Annotated in this window: 18 protein-coding genes and 3 tRNA genes; 20 read left to right on the top strand and 1 reads right to left on the bottom strand. The window is 43.5% G+C overall.

The window, feature by feature from the left end; translation table 11 throughout:
- The first annotated feature begins 3 nt into the window (after positions 1-3).
- From NSS92_RS11840 to NSS92_RS11790, 11 genes are all read left to right on the top strand, one after another.
- Positions 4-285, top strand: a complete 282-nt coding sequence (locus tag NSS92_RS11840) for a hypothetical protein (RefSeq protein ID WP_003214273.1) — start codon at positions 4-6, stop codon at positions 283-285.
- A 4-nt stretch (positions 286-289) separates the two neighbouring features.
- Entirely contained in the window at positions 290-640 is a 351-nt protein-coding gene (gene ndoA, locus NSS92_RS11835) for a type II toxin-antitoxin system endoribonuclease NdoA (RefSeq protein ID WP_024425388.1), read from the top strand.
- 116 nt (positions 641-756) lie between these two features.
- Entirely contained in the window at positions 757-1,587 is an 831-nt protein-coding gene (locus NSS92_RS11830) for an RsbT co-antagonist protein RsbRA (protein ID WP_267587634.1), read from the top strand.
- A 4-nt stretch (positions 1,588-1,591) separates the two neighbouring features.
- Positions 1,592-1,960: an RsbT antagonist protein RsbS gene (gene rsbS / locus NSS92_RS11825; RefSeq protein WP_003214235.1), complete on the top strand. Its 369-nt coding sequence runs from the start codon at positions 1,592-1,594 to the stop codon at positions 1,958-1,960.
- A gap of 2 nt (positions 1,961-1,962) precedes the next feature.
- Complete coding sequence (locus tag NSS92_RS11820; RefSeq protein ID WP_340868135.1) at positions 1,963-2,364, top strand: anti-sigma regulatory factor; 402 nt, start codon at positions 1,963-1,965, stop codon at positions 2,362-2,364.
- A 12-nt stretch (positions 2,365-2,376) separates the two neighbouring features.
- Positions 2,377-3,384: a PP2C family protein-serine/threonine phosphatase gene (locus NSS92_RS11815; protein WP_267587632.1), complete on the top strand. Its 1,008-nt coding sequence runs from the start codon at positions 2,377-2,379 to the stop codon at positions 3,382-3,384.
- Between the two features lie 59 nt (positions 3,385-3,443).
- Positions 3,444-3,773: an anti-sigma factor antagonist gene (locus NSS92_RS11810; protein WP_017358393.1), complete on the top strand. Its 330-nt coding sequence runs from the start codon at positions 3,444-3,446 to the stop codon at positions 3,771-3,773.
- Positions 3,770-4,258, top strand: a complete 489-nt coding sequence (gene rsbW, locus NSS92_RS11805) for an anti-sigma B factor RsbW (protein WP_267587631.1) — start codon at positions 3,770-3,772, stop codon at positions 4,256-4,258. The genes NSS92_RS11810 and rsbW overlap by 4 nt, the downstream gene beginning before the upstream one ends.
- Positions 4,224-5,012 (top strand): RNA polymerase sigma factor SigB, encoded by a 789-nt coding sequence (gene sigB, locus NSS92_RS11800; RefSeq protein WP_048240336.1) that lies wholly within the window; start codon positions 4,224-4,226, stop codon positions 5,010-5,012. Before rsbW ends, sigB begins: the two co-directional genes overlap by 35 nt.
- The gene (locus tag NSS92_RS11795; protein ID WP_048240337.1) at positions 5,012-5,611 is read left to right on the top strand and encodes a PP2C family serine/threonine-protein phosphatase; all 600 of its coding nucleotides are present in this window, start codon (positions 5,012-5,014) and stop codon (positions 5,609-5,611) included. The genes sigB and NSS92_RS11795 overlap by 1 nt, the downstream gene beginning before the upstream one ends.
- A gap of 76 nt (positions 5,612-5,687) precedes the next feature.
- Entirely contained in the window at positions 5,688-7,847 is a 2,160-nt protein-coding gene (locus tag NSS92_RS11790) for a Tex family protein (protein ID WP_340868127.1), read from the top strand.
- 19 nt (positions 7,848-7,866) lie between these two features.
- Here the strand turns inward: NSS92_RS11790 and cmpA are convergent, their stop codons facing one another.
- Entirely contained in the window at positions 7,867-8,001 is a 135-nt protein-coding gene (gene cmpA / locus NSS92_RS11785; RefSeq protein ID WP_008346893.1) for a cortex morphogenetic protein CmpA, read from the bottom strand.
- A 99-nt stretch (positions 8,002-8,100) separates the two neighbouring features.
- Between cmpA and NSS92_RS11780 the strand changes: the two genes are divergently transcribed.
- The 9 genes from NSS92_RS11780 to NSS92_RS11740 all read left to right on the top strand — a co-directional run bounded on the left by NSS92_RS11780 (position 8,101) and on the right by NSS92_RS11740 (position 15,781).
- Entirely contained in the window at positions 8,101-8,574 is a 474-nt protein-coding gene (locus NSS92_RS11780) for a SprT family protein (RefSeq protein ID WP_340868124.1), read from the top strand.
- A 200-nt stretch (positions 8,575-8,774) separates the two neighbouring features.
- Complete coding sequence (locus tag NSS92_RS11775) at positions 8,775-9,752, top strand: thiamine pyrophosphate-dependent dehydrogenase E1 component subunit alpha (protein ID WP_340868122.1); 978 nt, start codon at positions 8,775-8,777, stop codon at positions 9,750-9,752.
- A gap of 20 nt (positions 9,753-9,772) precedes the next feature.
- Positions 9,773-10,810 carry an alpha-ketoacid dehydrogenase subunit beta gene (locus tag NSS92_RS11770; protein ID WP_340868120.1) on the top strand — a complete coding sequence of 346 codons (1,038 nt, stop codon included), beginning with the start codon at positions 9,773-9,775 and terminating at the stop codon, positions 10,808-10,810.
- 17 nt (positions 10,811-10,827) lie between these two features.
- The gene (locus NSS92_RS11765) at positions 10,828-11,958 is read left to right on the top strand and encodes a dihydrolipoamide acetyltransferase family protein (protein WP_340868117.1); all 1,131 of its coding nucleotides are present in this window, start codon (positions 10,828-10,830) and stop codon (positions 11,956-11,958) included.
- A gap of 18 nt (positions 11,959-11,976) precedes the next feature.
- Positions 11,977-13,356, top strand: coding sequence for a dihydrolipoyl dehydrogenase (gene lpdA, locus NSS92_RS11760; protein WP_340869999.1), 1,380 nt, complete (start codon positions 11,977-11,979; stop codon positions 13,354-13,356).
- A 103-nt stretch (positions 13,357-13,459) separates the two neighbouring features.
- Positions 13,460-15,307: a sigma-54-dependent Fis family transcriptional regulator gene (locus NSS92_RS11755; RefSeq protein ID WP_267587623.1), complete on the top strand. Its 1,848-nt coding sequence runs from the start codon at positions 13,460-13,462 to the stop codon at positions 15,305-15,307.
- Positions 15,308-15,530: 223 nt separating this feature from the next.
- Positions 15,531-15,605, top strand: a tRNA-Asn gene (locus tag NSS92_RS11750).
- A 4-nt stretch (positions 15,606-15,609) separates the two neighbouring features.
- A tRNA-Ser gene (locus NSS92_RS11745) sits at positions 15,610-15,700 on the top strand.
- Between the two features lie 9 nt (positions 15,701-15,709).
- Positions 15,710-15,781: transfer RNA gene (locus NSS92_RS11740), tRNA-Glu, on the top strand.
- The last annotated feature ends 6 nt before the right edge of the window (positions 15,782-15,787 follow it).

The following is a 15,787-nucleotide window of genomic DNA, read 5'->3' as shown; positions in this document are numbered from 1 at the left end:
TTTTTGTCTGAATCCAGCGCAACAAACGAAATGAAGATTCGACTGCCGGAGGCTTTAATGTCTGAGATCGAACGAGTAGCAGAGCAGGATAAGGTAACAAGAAATGAATTGATCTACCGAGCGACAAAAACGTATATTCGTGAACGTAATATTCGACAAAATCGTGAATCGATGAGACGCGGCTACATGGAGATGGCGAAAATTAATCTGAATATCTCTTCAGAGGCACAATACGCAGAGTTTGAGGCTGAGAATACAGTTGAGCGATTAGTCAGCGGGGGTTAAACATTTGATTGTTAAACGCGGTGATGTTTACTTTGCTGATTTATCTCCTGTTGTTGGCTCCGAGCAGGGCGGGGTTCGCCCAGTATTGGTGATTCAAAATGACATTGGAAATCGCTTCAGCCCGACTGCTATCGTTGCAGCCATAACAGCCCAAATACAAAAAGCGAAATTACCGACTCACGTCGAAATTGATGCAAAGCGCTACGGCTTTGAACGAGATTCTGTCATTCTTTTGGAGCAGATTCGTACAATCGATAAACAAAGATTGACAGATAAAATCACACATCTTGATGATGAGATGATGGAGAAGGTTGATGAAGCCTTACAAGTGAGTTTGGCTCTTATTGATTTTTAATATGGTGATATTTGGTTGCTCTCTTGGGAGCAACTTTTTTTTGTGTTCAATTTTTTTTAACGTTATAATGAAGAAAGACTAAAAGAAGTGCTGTTTATGTACGTAGGGGGTAAAACATGTCGAATCATATCGTGTTAGCTTTTGCAAGAAAGCATCAAAAGGAATTAGAAAAAGAGTGGACGGACATTTTAAAACGACTCGGAGACAAAGAAACGGACATGATGCTGAACGACAACATGTATGAAACCATCTGTTCGGAATATGTTCAATTAATTATTACATCTCTTTCAGAAGGGTATGCTGAAGATTTTGAAGAAAAAGTGCAAACTTTTGCTTTAAAAATTGTTCAAATGGGTATATCACTTAAGTTACTGGCAAATGGTCTAACAGAAATCCGTACACATTTATATCAAAAAATGAACGATGACAAAGATACAACAGAAGAAAGTCATGACCTCATCTGGCAAATCGATCGATTCATCACACCTATTCATAACGAGATCTTAAACCAGTATTCCATCTCATGGGAGAAAACAGTCAACCTTCAAAAAATTGCGCTGCAGGAACTTTCTGCCCCGCTGATCCCAGTATTTGAGCACATCACCGTCATGCCGCTTGTTGGAACAATTGATACAGAACGTGCGAAAAAAATTATGGAGAACCTGCTCAATGGTGTCGTCAAACATCGCTCACAGGTCGTCTTGATTGATATTACGGGTGTACCTGTCGTTGACACAATGGTAGCGCATCATATCATTCAAGCATCAGAGGCTGTGAGATTAGTAGGTGCGAAGTGCTTGCTTGTCGGTATTCGCCCAGAAATAGCCCAAACCATTGTGAACCTTGGAATTGATTTATCTCAAGTTACAACAAAGAATACCCTTCAAAAAGGAATTCAAACTGCTTTGGAAATGACAAATCGAAAAATTGTTTCATTGGAGGGATAACCCAGTGAGAAATCACCCGAAGATTCCAATCTTAAAACTATATAATTGTCTTCTGATTTCAATACAGTGGGAGCTTGATGATCAAACAGCTCTACACTTTCAAGAAGACTTGCTGAATAAAATTCATGAAACAGGAGCAAACGGTGTTGTCATTGACCTCACATCCGTCGATATGATTGATTCCTTTATCGCAAAGGTATTAGGCGATGTGATTACCATGTCCAAGCTCATGGGGGCAAAAGTTGTATTAACAGGAATACAGCCGGCAGTCGCTGTGACGCTGATTGAACTTGGTATATCGCTTGAAGAAATTCAGACAGCACTAGATCTTGAACAAGGGCTTGAGACACTGAAGCGGGAATTGGGGGAATAGATATGAAAGACCAATCCTGTGTAAGAATATTGACGGAATGGGACATAGTCGCAGCAAGACAATTGGGGCGCAATGTTGCAAAAGAACTTGGATTTGGAACAGTTGACCAAGCAAGAATTACGACGGCCATTTCAGAATTAGCTCGAAACATCTATTTATACGCTGGTAAAGGTCAGATTTGTATAGAAGAAGTGATGGAGCGCGGAAAGCGTGGACTCAAAGTGATCGCAGCCGATGATGGGCCGGGTATCATGGATATACGTAAAGTAATGGAAGACGGATTTTCAACATCAGGCGGACTCGGAGCAGGTCTTCCGGGTGTCAGAAGACTGATGGATGAATTTAAATTAGATTCTGCACCAGAACAAGGAACGGAGATACAAGCTGTTAAGTGGCTTCGCTAGGAGGGAAACCATGTGGATTTTAAGGAGGTAATGGAGCAGCGATACCATCAGCTGCTCAGTCGTTATATCAGTGATTTAACTGAAACATCGCTTTATCAAGCTCAAAAATTTAGCCGTAAAACCATTGAGCATCAAATACCTCCTGAAGAAATAGTGAGTGTTCACCGAAAAGTGATTCAGGAGCTTTACCCTGATTTGCCGGAAGATGTTTTTCATTCACTAGACTTCTTAATTGAAGTCATGATTGGGTACGGACTTGCCTACCAGGAACATTTAACACTCAGAGGCATCCAGCAAGAAATAAAATCTGAAATCGAAATTGCTGCAAATGTTCAGCAAACCCTTCTGGAAACGAAAATTCCAGAAGGAGATACCTTTGATATTGGGGCGATTAGTGTACCGGCAAAACAGATGAGTGGAGATTATTACCACTTTGTGACGGATCACGATACAATCAATATCGCGATCGCAGATGTCATTGGAAAGGGAATCCCGGCTGCACTCTGTATGTCGATGATTAAATATGCGATGGATTCCTTGCCAGAGTCAGGGAGCGGCCCAACAAAAGTGCTGAAAACCCTGAATCGTGTTGTCGAGCAAAACGTAGACCCAAGTATGTTTATCACGATGTTCTATGGCAGCTATAATACAGAAACGCATGAATTTAAATATGCATCGGCTGGTCATGAGCCGGGCTTTTTCTATTGCAAAAAAGAGAACTCATTTTACGATTTAGATGCAAAAGGGCTTGTCCTTGGGATTGCACCAGACTTTGACTACAGACAGTACGAGAAGCATTTGGAGGCAGGAGACATGGTCATCCTATTCTCTGATGGGGTCACAGAATCCAAGTCAGAGGACGGTTTCTTAGAGCGGGAGGATATCAAAGCGCTCATATCAGAGCACCTATCCTACTCAGCTCAAGAAATGGTGGATGCCATCTACGCCAGCTTACTCAAACTGCAGGATTTTCAGCTGCACGATGACTTTACTTTACTTGTTCTCAAAAGAAAGGTTTAGAAAGTAAATACGCGGGTATATAAAACTTTATGAAACAAGAATTTCGAGGTGAATGCATAATGAATATGTCTGTAAAAGAGCATCAAATAGATCAAAAAACGAAAATCAGTGTCAGCGGGGAAATCGATGTGTACTCCGCTCCTCAGCTAAGAGAAACGCTCATGCCTAAAGCAGAGGCGGGAGAGCATCTTGAAATCTGTCTAAAGGATGTTACGTATATGGATAGTACAGGTTTAGGTGTATTCGTTGGGCTGTTTAAAGCGGCTCAAAAAGCAGGTGGAACTTTAAAGCTTGAGAACTTGTCAGAACGGCTTGTAAGGTTGTTTGAAATCACTGGATTAAAGGACATCATTGACATTTCTGCAAAGTCAGAGGGTGGGGTACAATGAACGAATCAGTAGATCGAATCGAGATGAAAATACCGGCGAAACCAGAATATGTAGGCATTATTCGTTTGACTCTTTCAGGCGTAGCGAGCCGGATGGGCTATGTCTATGAAGAGATTGAGGACTTAAAGATTGCCGTCAGTGAGGCCTGTACAAATGCAGTTCAGCATGCCTACAAAGGTGAAGACGGCGAAGATGGAGAGGTAGCTGTTCGCTTTCTTGTCTATGAGGATCGTCTAGAAATCGTTGTCGCTGACAAAGGCGGTAGCTTTGACTTTAAGCAAAAACAGGAAGACCTGGGACCGTACACATCTGCTCATACGGTGGATCAATTGGCAGAAGGAGGTCTTGGTTTATACTTAATGCAAACATTGATGGATGAAGTCGAGGTGCAAGCAAACTCCGGAGTTACCGTGGCGATGACAAAGTTTTTAAACAGGGAGCGAGTTGACCATGACACAACCATCCAAAACTATGAAACTAACTAAAGATGAAGTAGACCGCCTCATCCAAAGCTATCAATCCAATCAAGACGAGCAGGCGCAGCTTACGCTGGTCGAATGCTATACGAACTTGGTTGATATGCTGGCGAAAAAATATTCTAAAGGAAAAAGCTTTCATGAGGACCTTAGACAAGTTGGAATGATTGGTTTACTTGGTGCCATTAAACGATACGACCCGCTCGTCGGTAAATCATTTGAAGCCTTTGCCATTCCAACCATCATCGGGGAAATCAAACGCTTTTTACGAGATAAGACATGGAGTGTCCATGTACCAAGGCGGATCAAAGAGCTTGGACCGAGAATCAAAATGGCAGTCGATCATTTGACAACAGAGACACAGAAATCACCTAAAGTCCAAGAAATTGCAGAATACCTAGATGTAACAGAAGAAGAAGTACTTGAAACCATGGAGATGGGCAAAAGCTATCAAGCACTGTCTGTTGACCAAGGCGTAGAGGCTGATTCTGAAGGAAGTACTGTGACGATTTTAGACGTTGTCGGCTCACAGGAAGAGGGCTACGAACGTGTGAACCAAAAAATGATGCTTGAGAGTGTGCTTCATGTGCTGTCGGATAGAGAAAAAGAGATTATCAATCTGACTTACTTGCAAAATAAGAGTCAGAAAGAAACAGGCGATTTACTGGGTATATCCCAAATGCATGTATCGAGACTGCAGCGGAAGGCAGTGAAAAAACTGCGAGATGCATTATCAGAAGATGCGTCTATGGAGCTAGGGTAATGAAGCAGATTGAACAGCATGAGCATGTAAACGCCATTATCTATCAATCGAATAAAGAAGGAAAACCATGCTGCGGGGACAGTTTTTTTATTAAAGCAGATGATGAAGAACTAATTTGTGCTGTAGCAGACGGATTGGGCAGCGGCCAGTACGCCAATGAATCATCTTCTTTAGTCAGCGAAATTGTCGAAGAATATGGACATGAGGATGTGACGACCCTCATCGACAGATGCAATCAGGCCATGAAAAATAAACGCGGGGCCACCGTTGCGATCTTAAAGGTGAATTTTTCCCAGCAGCAATTTACCTATTGTTCGGTTGGTAATATTCGGTTTATCTTGAATGCACCTTCTGGCGATTATATTTATCCACTTCCGACATCAGGATACTTATCAGGGAAACCTAGAAAATATAAAACATACACCTATTCCTACGAAAAAGGATCGATATTCATTATGTATTCAGACGGACTGAATGTGCCAAACATGCGCATGTGTTTAAAACATGGACATTCAGTTGAAGACATCGCCAAACAGCTTGAAACATACACACAAGACAAAAAGGACGATCTCACCTATGTACTTGGTCAGCTCACGTAAAATAGCTGACCTTTTTTCTGTTTTGCCGGTTTTTTTGATACACTAAAAGAGAAGACACAGTGAGAGGATGCAAAGTATGAAGACATCTGACTTTTTATTGAAACAAATTGCGACAGAATTAAAGCTTTCAACGAAACAAATTGAAAGTGTGATCAAGCTTTTAGAGGATGGCAACACTGTCCCGTTTATTGCCCGTTATCGGAAAGAGCAGACAGGCTCACTGGATGAGGTGCAAATTCAAACCATTTCAGAGCGCTATACATATATCCAAAATGTTATGAACCGAAAAGAAGAAGTCATTCGCTTAATTGCTGAACAAGACAAACTAACCGATGAATTAAAACAGAAAATTGAACAAGCTCATAAACTGCAAGAGGTCGAAGATTTATACCGGCCATTCAAACAAAAGCGCAAAACAAAGGCGAATGTAGCCAAAGCAAAAGGGCTGGAGCCGCTGGCGGAATTTTTACTTACGCTGCCAAGCGATCAGATCGAGAAGAAAGCAGCTGCTTTTATTAGCGAAGAAAAAGAAGTGACAAATGTAGAAGAGGCTCTTGAGGGTGCGCAGCACATTATTGCTGAACAGCTGGCAGATGATCCTGATATGCGAAAATGGATTCGCAGTGAAACGTACCAAAAGGGCAGTCTGGTCACATCAGGAAAAGACGTCGAGAGCGATGAGAAAAACGTCTATGAAATGTATTACGATTATCAAGAGCCAATCAAAAAGATTGTTCCGCACCGTGTACTAGCGGTCAACCGCGGGGAGAAAGAAGGCATTTTAAAGGCTGCCATCGAACCACCTGCTGAAAATATTCGCTTCTATCTCGACAAACAAGTCATAAAAGGCAAACAGACAACGGCGAGACCATTTATTGAAGCGGCAATTGATGATGCATATAAACGTCTCATTCAGCCTTCAATTGAACGCGAAATACGAAAAGAGCTGACAGAAAAAGCAGAGGCACAAGCGATTCATATTTTTGCTGAAAACTTAAGAAAACTGCTGCTTCAGCCGCCGATGAAAGGGAAGCGTGTACTTGGAGTCGACCCTGCATTTCGGACAGGCTGTAAATTAGCCGTCGTGGATGATACGGGCAAAGTCCATCATATTGGCGTCATTTACCCGCACCCGCCTGTGCAGAAAAAAGCGGAAGCGAAACAAAAAGTCAAAGAGATCATTCAATCATCAAACATTGAAGTCATTGCGATTGGAAACGGAACAGCCTCAAGAGAGACAGAACAATTCATTGCAGACTTGATTCAAGAGCTGGATCAGCCGGTGTCCTATTTGATCGTGAATGAAGCAGGAGCAAGTGTATACTCCGCATCTGCGCTGGCACGAGAAGAGTTTCCAGATCTGCAAGTTGAAGAAAGAAGCGCCATTTCAATCGCTAGAAGATTACAAGATCCTTTAGCAGAGCTCGTGAAAATTGATCCGAAGTCTGTCGGTGTGGGCCAATACCAGCATGACGTGAGTCAAAAGCAATTAAACAGCTCGTTAACCTTCGTTGTTGAGACAGTCGTCAACCAAGTCGGTGTGAACGTCAATACAGCCTCACAGGCGCTGCTGCAATACGTATCAGGCCTTTCAAAAGCCGTCGCTGGGAATATCATCAAGCGGCGCGAAGAGATTGGGAGATTCACAAGCAGAAAAGAATTGAAAGATATTCCAAGGCTCGGTGCTAAAACATATGAGCAGTGTATCGGTTTCTTGCGTATTACAGACGGACAAGATCCGCTTGACCGTACAGGCATTCACCCAGAGAGCTATAAAGAAACAAAACAGTTTTTACGCATGATCAACATGACGCCAGACGATCTTGGCACAGAGCAGTTAAAAGAGAAAATTGCTGAAGTGAAACTGGACGAAGCAGCAGAACAGCTAGATATTGGGACAATTACACTTCAAGATATCATCGATCAGCTCACAAGACCTGAGCGTGATCCGCGGGATGAAGTACCAAAACCGCTGCTCAAAACAGATGTATTGAAATTGGAAGACTTGAAGCAAGGAATGGAGCTGCAAGGAACGGTAAGAAACGTCGTAGACTTCGGCGCATTCGTTGATATTGGCGTAAAGCAGGATGGGCTTGTGCATATTTCCAAACTAAGCAATCGTTTTGTGAAGCATCCGCTTGACGTTGTATCAGTTGGTGACATTGTGACCGTATGGGTGGACTCCGTTGACCAGGCAAAAGGCCGCGTTGCCCTCTCCATGTTGAAACCAGAGTAAACAAAAAACGAGGCGCACCTTAGGATGGGGTGTGCCTTGATGTGACTGAATGTTTTTTTCTATAAAAGTACCAGCATTGATTCAGCAATTTGATTTGATAATGATTTTTCTCATAAAATGCCTTCTGCATCTGATTTTTCAGCCAGTTGGGCATCGCCCATTCCTCCTTTGATCGAAACAGTGGGTGTATCTTCAATGTATGCATAGGGGAAATTGTCCCGTTCGAGGTTTTTATAGAAAGGAACGATCTTGATTGAACGAGAGAGAGTTACAGCAGTTAACAGAGCACATTTCCCAGCAGTTCTTTGGCAAGACATTCCGCCATCAGGCTGTTTTTAATGACCGGTTAAAAACGACAGGCGGGCGATATTTACTTGGTACACACAATATTGAACTGAACCGCCGGTATCTAGAGGAGCATGGACGAGAAGAATTAATCGGGATCATCAAGCATGAGCTGTGTCATTATCATCTGCATCTTGAGGGAAAAGGCTATCAGCATCGCGACCGTGATTTTAAAGCGTTATTAAAACAAGTAGGAGCCCCGCGTTTTTGTACACCGCTAAAGACCGTACAAAAGAAGCGGCGTGCGGGGAAACGCCATGAATATGTCTGCACAGGATGCGGCCGATCTTTTATAAGGAAAAGACGGTTTGATACCTCTCGTTATGTATGCGGCGTTTGCAAAGGGCAATTAAAGTGGAAGCGTACAACCGATTCATTATGATAAGCATTCCTCTAAGGGGATGCTTTTTTTATTCCATTAGATGTGTGGACATATGGAGACAAAAAGAGACGCATGTCTCATTTTGTCTCTTTTTTCATCGGTGTGATTCGGTCAAAGCCTAAGTGTTCATGTATCTTCATGTTGGCACGATTTTTGCTTGTATAGTAGTGCAAGCAAAAAAGGATAGGAGGTTTTACTAAATGGAAATGGCATTGACTAAAGAAAAAGCCGTATGGATGTATCAAAAGATGCAGGAAATCCGCCAATTTGAAGATCGAGTACACACGCTTTTTACAAAAGGAATTTTGCCGGGGTTTGTCCATCTTTATGCTGGCGAAGAAGCTGTTGCCGTAGGAGTCTGTGCTCATCTGAATGAAAAAGACAGTATCACAAGTACCCACCGGGGCCACGGCCATTGTATAGCGAAAGGCTGTGATCTAAAAGGAATGATGGCAGAAATCTATGGAAAAGCCACAGGTCTGTGTAAAGGCAAAGGCGGATCCATGCACATTGCAGATTTTGATAAAGGAATGCTCGGTGCCAACGGAATTGTTGGAGGCGGCTTTCCTCTTGCGTGCGGGGCAGCCCTCACAGCCAAATATAAAAAGACAGAAAATGTAAGCGTTTGCTTTTTTGGAGATGGTGCAAACAATCAAGGGACTTTCCACGAAGGGATCAATCTCGCGGCCATCTGGAAACTGCCCGTCATTTTCATCGCAGAAAACAACGGGTACGGGGAAGCGACACCATTTTCCTATGCTTCAAGTTGCAAATCAATCGTAGATCGAGCCGCCGGTTATGACATTCCTGGGATTCAGGTAGATGGAAAAGATGTGATGGCTGTTTATCAAGCCGCAGAACAAGCAATTGAACGAGCAAAAAATGGAGAAGGTCCGACATTGATTGAATGCATGACATATCGGAATTATGGCCATTTCGAAGGAGACGCCCAGCGTTACAAAACAAATCAAGAAAAAGCAGAACACCAAGAAGAGAGAGATGCGATCGCTCTTTTTAAAAATGAATTGATCAAGCAGCAGCTGCTGACGAATGGGGAGCTATCAAATATTGAAGCGGCTGTAGCAGAAGCGATAGATGAAGCCGTTACATTCAGTGAAGAAAGTGAATATCCAGATCATACCGAATTGTTGACCGACGTGTATGTTTCGTATCAATAAATCAGAAGGGGGAGAGGAAAATGACAAGAGAAATCAGTATGTCTAGTGCATTGAATGAAGCGATTAAGCTTGCAATGAGCAGAGACGAAAATGTCATTTTAATGGGGGAAGATGTGGCTGGAGGCGCTCATGTAGATCACTTACAGGATGATGAAGCATGGGGCGGTGTGCTTGGTGTAACGAAAGGAATCGTTCAGGAGTTTGGACGTGAGCGAGTTCTTGACACACCGATTAGTGAAGCTGGCTATGTAGGTGCGGCCATGGCAGCAGCTTCCACAGGGCTAAGGCCAATTGCAGAACTCATGTTTAATGATTTTATCGGCACCTGTCTGGACCAAGTGCTGAATCAAGGAGCAAAATTCCGATACATGTTTGGCGGAAAAGCAGAGGTGCCGATCACGATCAGAACGACACATGGGGCGGGTTTTAGAGCAGCTGCTCAGCATTCACAAAGCTTGTATGCACTATTTACAAGTATCCCTGGATTGAAAGTAGTGGTGCCTTCTTCACCATACGATGCCAAAGGATTGCTGCTGGCGGCCATTGAGGATCAGGACCCTGTCATCTTTTTTGAAGACAAAACGCTTTACAATATCACAGGAGATGTTCCAGAGCGATACTACACGCTGCCGCTTGGCAAAGCAGATGTGAAAAGAGAAGGCTCAGATGTGACCATTTTTGCGGTAGGCAAACAAGTTCATACAGCAATCGAAGCGGCAGAGCAATTAGCTGCACGTGGAATTGAAGCAGAGGTCATTGATCCAAGAAGCTTGTCGCCGCTCGATGAAGAGGCCATTCTGACTTCAGTAGAAAAAACAAATCGGCTTGTTATTGTGGATGAAGCAAATCCAAGGTGCGGAATTGCCGCAGATATTTCTTCTCTTGTTGCGGATAAAGGGTTCGATTTACTTGACGCTCCAATCAAAAAAGTGACGGCTCCTCACACACCGGTCCCGTTTTCACCACCGCTTGAAGACATATATTTGCCGACACCTGATAAGGTTGTGAACACCGTCTTAGAGATGGTTGGAAAGAGTCATGACAAGATCTTGAACTAAAGAAAGGAGAGAGGGAGATGGCTGTCGAGGTTGTGATGCCGAAATTGGGCATGTCGATGAAAGAAGGAACGGTATCTGTCTGGAATAAAGAGATCGGAGAGACCGTGAATAAAGGGGAAAGCATTGCAAGCATCAACTCTGAAAAAATTGAAATGGAGATCGAATCACCTGCTGAAGGAACCATTTTGGATATAAAAGTGTCTGAGGGAGAAGGTGTACCGCCTGGCACGGTCATCTGCTATATCGGTGAAGGAAATGAACAGGTCGAGGAAAAGAAAGAAAAAGACCTGCAGCCAAAACAAAAGAAAGAGAGAAAGAAAATCTCCCCTGTTGCACGTAAGATTGCTCAAAGCGCTAATCTGGACATTCATACACTAGTGGGAACAGGACCAGATGGGAGAATCACGAAAGCGGATGTGCTTCGGGCACTTCCTGATGAAAAAGAAAAACAACAAAATGAACCAAAGCATCAGCCAGTCAGCATGATGCGGAAAACCATTGCCTCTCGAATGATGGAAAGCCTGCAAACAAGTGCACAATTAACAATAACGATGAAAGCGGATGTGACAAAGCTGACAGCATTACAGTCTGAGTTGAACGAAACAGCTGGAGCACAACATGATTTGAAATTAACTATGACCGATTTTGTAGCCAAAGCAGTGATTCTTTCGCTGCTAGAGTATCCTGCAATGAATAGTCAATATCAGAATGATAGAGTCGAAACTTTTGAGTATGTTCATCTTGGAATCGCTGCTGCTTTAGATCACGGGCTGGCAGTACCTGTTATTCGGCATGCGGAAAAACTTTCACTTATTGAGCTTGCGAAGAGTATCAAATCGTATGGCAAAAAAGCACGTGAAGGTAAACTTCTTCACGATGAAATTGAAGGCTCTACCTTTACAATCACTAATTTAGGCGCCTATGGTGTGGAACATTTCACCCCGATTTTGAATCCGCCGGAAGCAGGTATTCTTGGCGTTGGAAAAACGGATCACATGCCTGTTTATCATGAAAATGAATTATGTAAAGGGACGATCCTGCCACTCAGTCTGACATTTGACCACCGCGTGCTGGACGGGGCGCCGGCATCCGAATTTTTATCAACTGTCAAAGCATATTTAGAGAAACCAGTATCCATTCTTTTATAGGAAGAAGGTGAAATGACCATGACGCTTGTCATTATAGGAGGCGGGCCAGCAGGATATGTGGCGGCAATAACAGCCGCCCGTTTTGGCAGAGAGGTTGTATTAATCGACCAAGGCCTGTTAGGAGGTACTTGCCTGAATGAAGGCTGTATTCCAACGAAAGCACTTTTGCAAAGCGCCGATATGTACGAGCATGTGAAATCAGCTGTACATTTTGGAATTGAGCTTCCAGAAAAGGAGCCTGTCATTCATTGGGATGCCGTTCAAAAGCGGAAACGGTCAGTCGTCAAGCAGCTGACTGATGGCGTTCGTTATTTGATGAATAAAAACAAAATCAGCGTGTTAAATGGGAAGGCATCATTTCTTTCAGCACATGAGCTAATGATAGAAAGTGAAGAGAAATCTGAAATCATTCAAGCAAAACAAATCATTATCGCTACAGGATCAGAACCCGCTGCTTTACCTTTCGCCCCATTTGACAGGGAGTGGATCATTGATAGTAAGGATGCCATGACGCTCCCTTCAATACCAGATTCGCTTTGTATCATTGGTGGAGGGGTAATCGGCTGTGAGTTTGCAAGCATCTTTAGCAGAATGGGATCAAAGGTTGTCATGGTTGAACAGGCAGCACATATTTTACCTGAAGAAGATCACGATACAGCTAACTGTCTTTACGATCAGCTTCAAAAAGCAGGTGTAGAGATTTTGACATCAGCAGCAGTCAAACAGCTTGATGCAATCTCAAAAAAAGTGATTGTTGAGAAGGATCATGGGGAGCGCTGTGAAATTAAGTCTGATCATTGTTTAGTCGCCATTGGCAGAAAGCCGAGGCTAAAGGAGCTGAATCTTGAGCAGATCGGTATTGAATTTGATAGAAACGGCATCTGCGTGAATGAGTATATGCAAACCAATCTACCGCATATCTATGCGTGCGGTGATGTGACAGGTGGCGTTCAGCTTGCTCATGCGGCTTTTCATGAAGGAACGATTGCGGCATCACATGCATCAGGTGAAGATGTAAAGGTCAATGAACAAGTGATTCCAAGGTGCATCTACACGTCTCCAGAAATCGCTAGTGTCGGTTTAAATGAAGAGAGTGCTAGAAAACAATATGGGGATATTCGGATAGGGAGATTCGCATTCTCTGCAAATGGAAAAGCATTAATTTTAAATCAGCCAGCTGGTCAAGTAAAGGTCATTGTCGAACCGGAATATCAAGAAATTTTAGGTGTATCCATCATCGGGCCGAATGCAACAGAACTGATTGGACAAGCGGCGGTGATGATGCATACAGAGTTGACAGCTGATACATTAGAGCAGTTTATCGCGGCACATCCGACACTCTCTGAGGCGATACACGAAGCCTTGCTGCAAACAAATGGACGAGCGGTGCACTGCTGATAGAGAAACTTTCTATCCGAATGACTTCCTGGGTCAGCCAATAATTGAAAGCGCTTTTATAATTATCTATAATGGATAAAAAGCCCCCAGAGGAGAGGATGGAATGAATCCGACGCCTTGCTATTTAAATACTTGGAAACGTTTTGTTCGTGAAGGTTTGCTTGATAGGTCTCGTCTGGATAAGAGAGTGATGGAGTCATGGCACAGATGTAAACAGGCAAATGTGAATCCGTATTTAGATAAAGGACAGTCGTTGTTAGAAAAGGAATTATTCAGTGTTCAAAAAAAGAAGTACTCACTATTCCTAAATGCCGCTCTTCCTTACTTAAATAAAATCAGTCAGCAATTAAAAGAATCTGACATGATGGCTTTACTCATCGATGCAGATGGTTATGTGCTAAGTCTGACAGGAAGCCAAAGGACGCTGGTAGAAGCGAAAAAAATAAATTTTATGGAGGGCGCGCGCTGGACCGAATCCGATGTGGGGACGAATGCTATTGGAACGGCACTGGTCATTGGGGAAGCTGTAGCGATCAACGGAACTGAGCATTTTTCAGTCGCTTCCCACCATTGGAGTTGTTCAGCGGCCCCTATTCGTGATGCAGACGGCACGATCATAGGAGTCATTGATATCTCTTGTATGGCGGATCAAAGTCATCCTTTTATGCTTGGAATGGCTTCAACAGTTGCATATGCCATAGAGAGAGAAATTCAGGTCCAGCAAAAAAGGAAAGAGATGGAGCTGATCAGTCATTGTCTCCAGCAGGTAGAAGCGGACGAGCCGTATGTTGTCTGTAATGAGAAAAAGCAGATTGTTTCGGCAAGCAAGCCGATTAGAGACCGGTTTTCAGACTGGTACGGAATGGATGTCGAGCGGCTTATGGGGGAACCATTTGCGATTCGGGGCACGCAGATCATTCAGTCGGAGCAGGACGGAAAGATGCTAGGCATGTCTTTTTCGCTTGAAGAAGCAGCGAAGAGCAATATAACCGTTTCTTTTCCTCAATTTCCCGGGGAATCTGGAACAAGTACGGCATTTCAGCAGACGCTCAGCGAATTGAAACGAGCGGCACAAACAGATGCAAATGTATATATTTGGGGAGAAACAGGGACAGGGAAAGAACTGGCCGCTCGAGCGATTCACTTAGCTAGTGAAAGACATAAAGGACCGTTTATTGCCGTTAATTGTGGAGCCATACCTGAAAGCCTGTTAGAAAGCGAACTATTTGGTTATGCTGAAGGGGCTTTTACAGGGGCAAAACGTCATGGGGCAAAGGGGAAGTTTGAACAGGCGCAAAAAGGAACGCTCTTTTTAGACGAAATTGGCGAAATCCCTTATGCGATGCAAGTGGCGCTTCTTAGGGTCATTGAAGAAAGGAAAGTCGTACCGCTCGGCGGGACACACGAAATCCCTTTGGATATTAGAATCATTACAGCGACACACCGGAATATGAACGAACTGCTGAAGGAAGGGAAAATACGAGAAGATTTGTATTACCGTCTTCATGTCTATCCAATCAACATCCCGCCCCTTAGAGAAAGAAAAGAAGACATTGTTGATTTATATCGTTATTACAAAAAGAAACACCGATGGAATGCGATATTTCCTGAATCATTTTTTCGTAAGCTAGAAGCGTATCATTGGCCTGGAAACATACGAGAGCTTTTTAATCTATTTGAACATATAAGGGTACTGTTTCCTAAAGGAGGATGGATTGGTGAATCGCAATATGCGGCGGTATTAGAGACGATGGATCAGAAAAAGCAGAAGCTGCATCTACCAGAGTATACCGAGAATCCAAAAGAACTCACGCTAAGGGAACGCATTCAAAAGCAAACAGTGATAGAAGCACTGCACAAAACAAAAGGTCATGTGTCAGAAGCAGCGAGGTCAGCAGGGGTGCCAAGAAGCACCTTTTACAAGTGGATGCGGAAGTATAAGCTGTCATGAACTCATAGGGAGCGCAGCAGCAAGGAGGCCTTGGTCTTTCAGTTGGAGGCCTTGGTCTTTCTGTCGTGTCTAAACAGAAAACAAAAAGGAAGGAAGAAAGGCTTGACTGTTATATTAGTATATGTTAAATTATAAAAGCCGTCGCTAATGAGACAGGAATGAAACACTTAAAAATTCTTGACACATTTTTCTGGCATAGATATAATGAAACATGTCTTATTATTCCGCAGTAGCTCAGTGGTAGAGCTATCGGCTGTTAACCGATCGGTCGTAGGTTCGAGTCCTACCTGCGGAGCCATAATGGAGAAGTACTCAAGTGGCTGAAGAGGCGCCCCTGCTAAGGGTGTAGGTCGCGTAAGCGGCGCGAGGGTTCAAATCCCTCCTTCTCCGCCATTATTGTATGGCCCGTTGGTCAAGCGGTTAAGACACCGCCCTTTCACGGCGGTAACACGGGTTCGAATCCCGTACGGGTCATGTTTT

It is taken from the genome of Bacillus sp. FSL M8-0166 (assembly GCF_038008825.1).
GTDB lineage: Bacteria > Bacillota > Bacilli > Bacillales > Bacillaceae > Bacillus > Bacillus safensis.
Note: the sequence above shows the minus strand (reverse complement) of the source record. Positions and strands in the feature narration are given on the sequence as shown.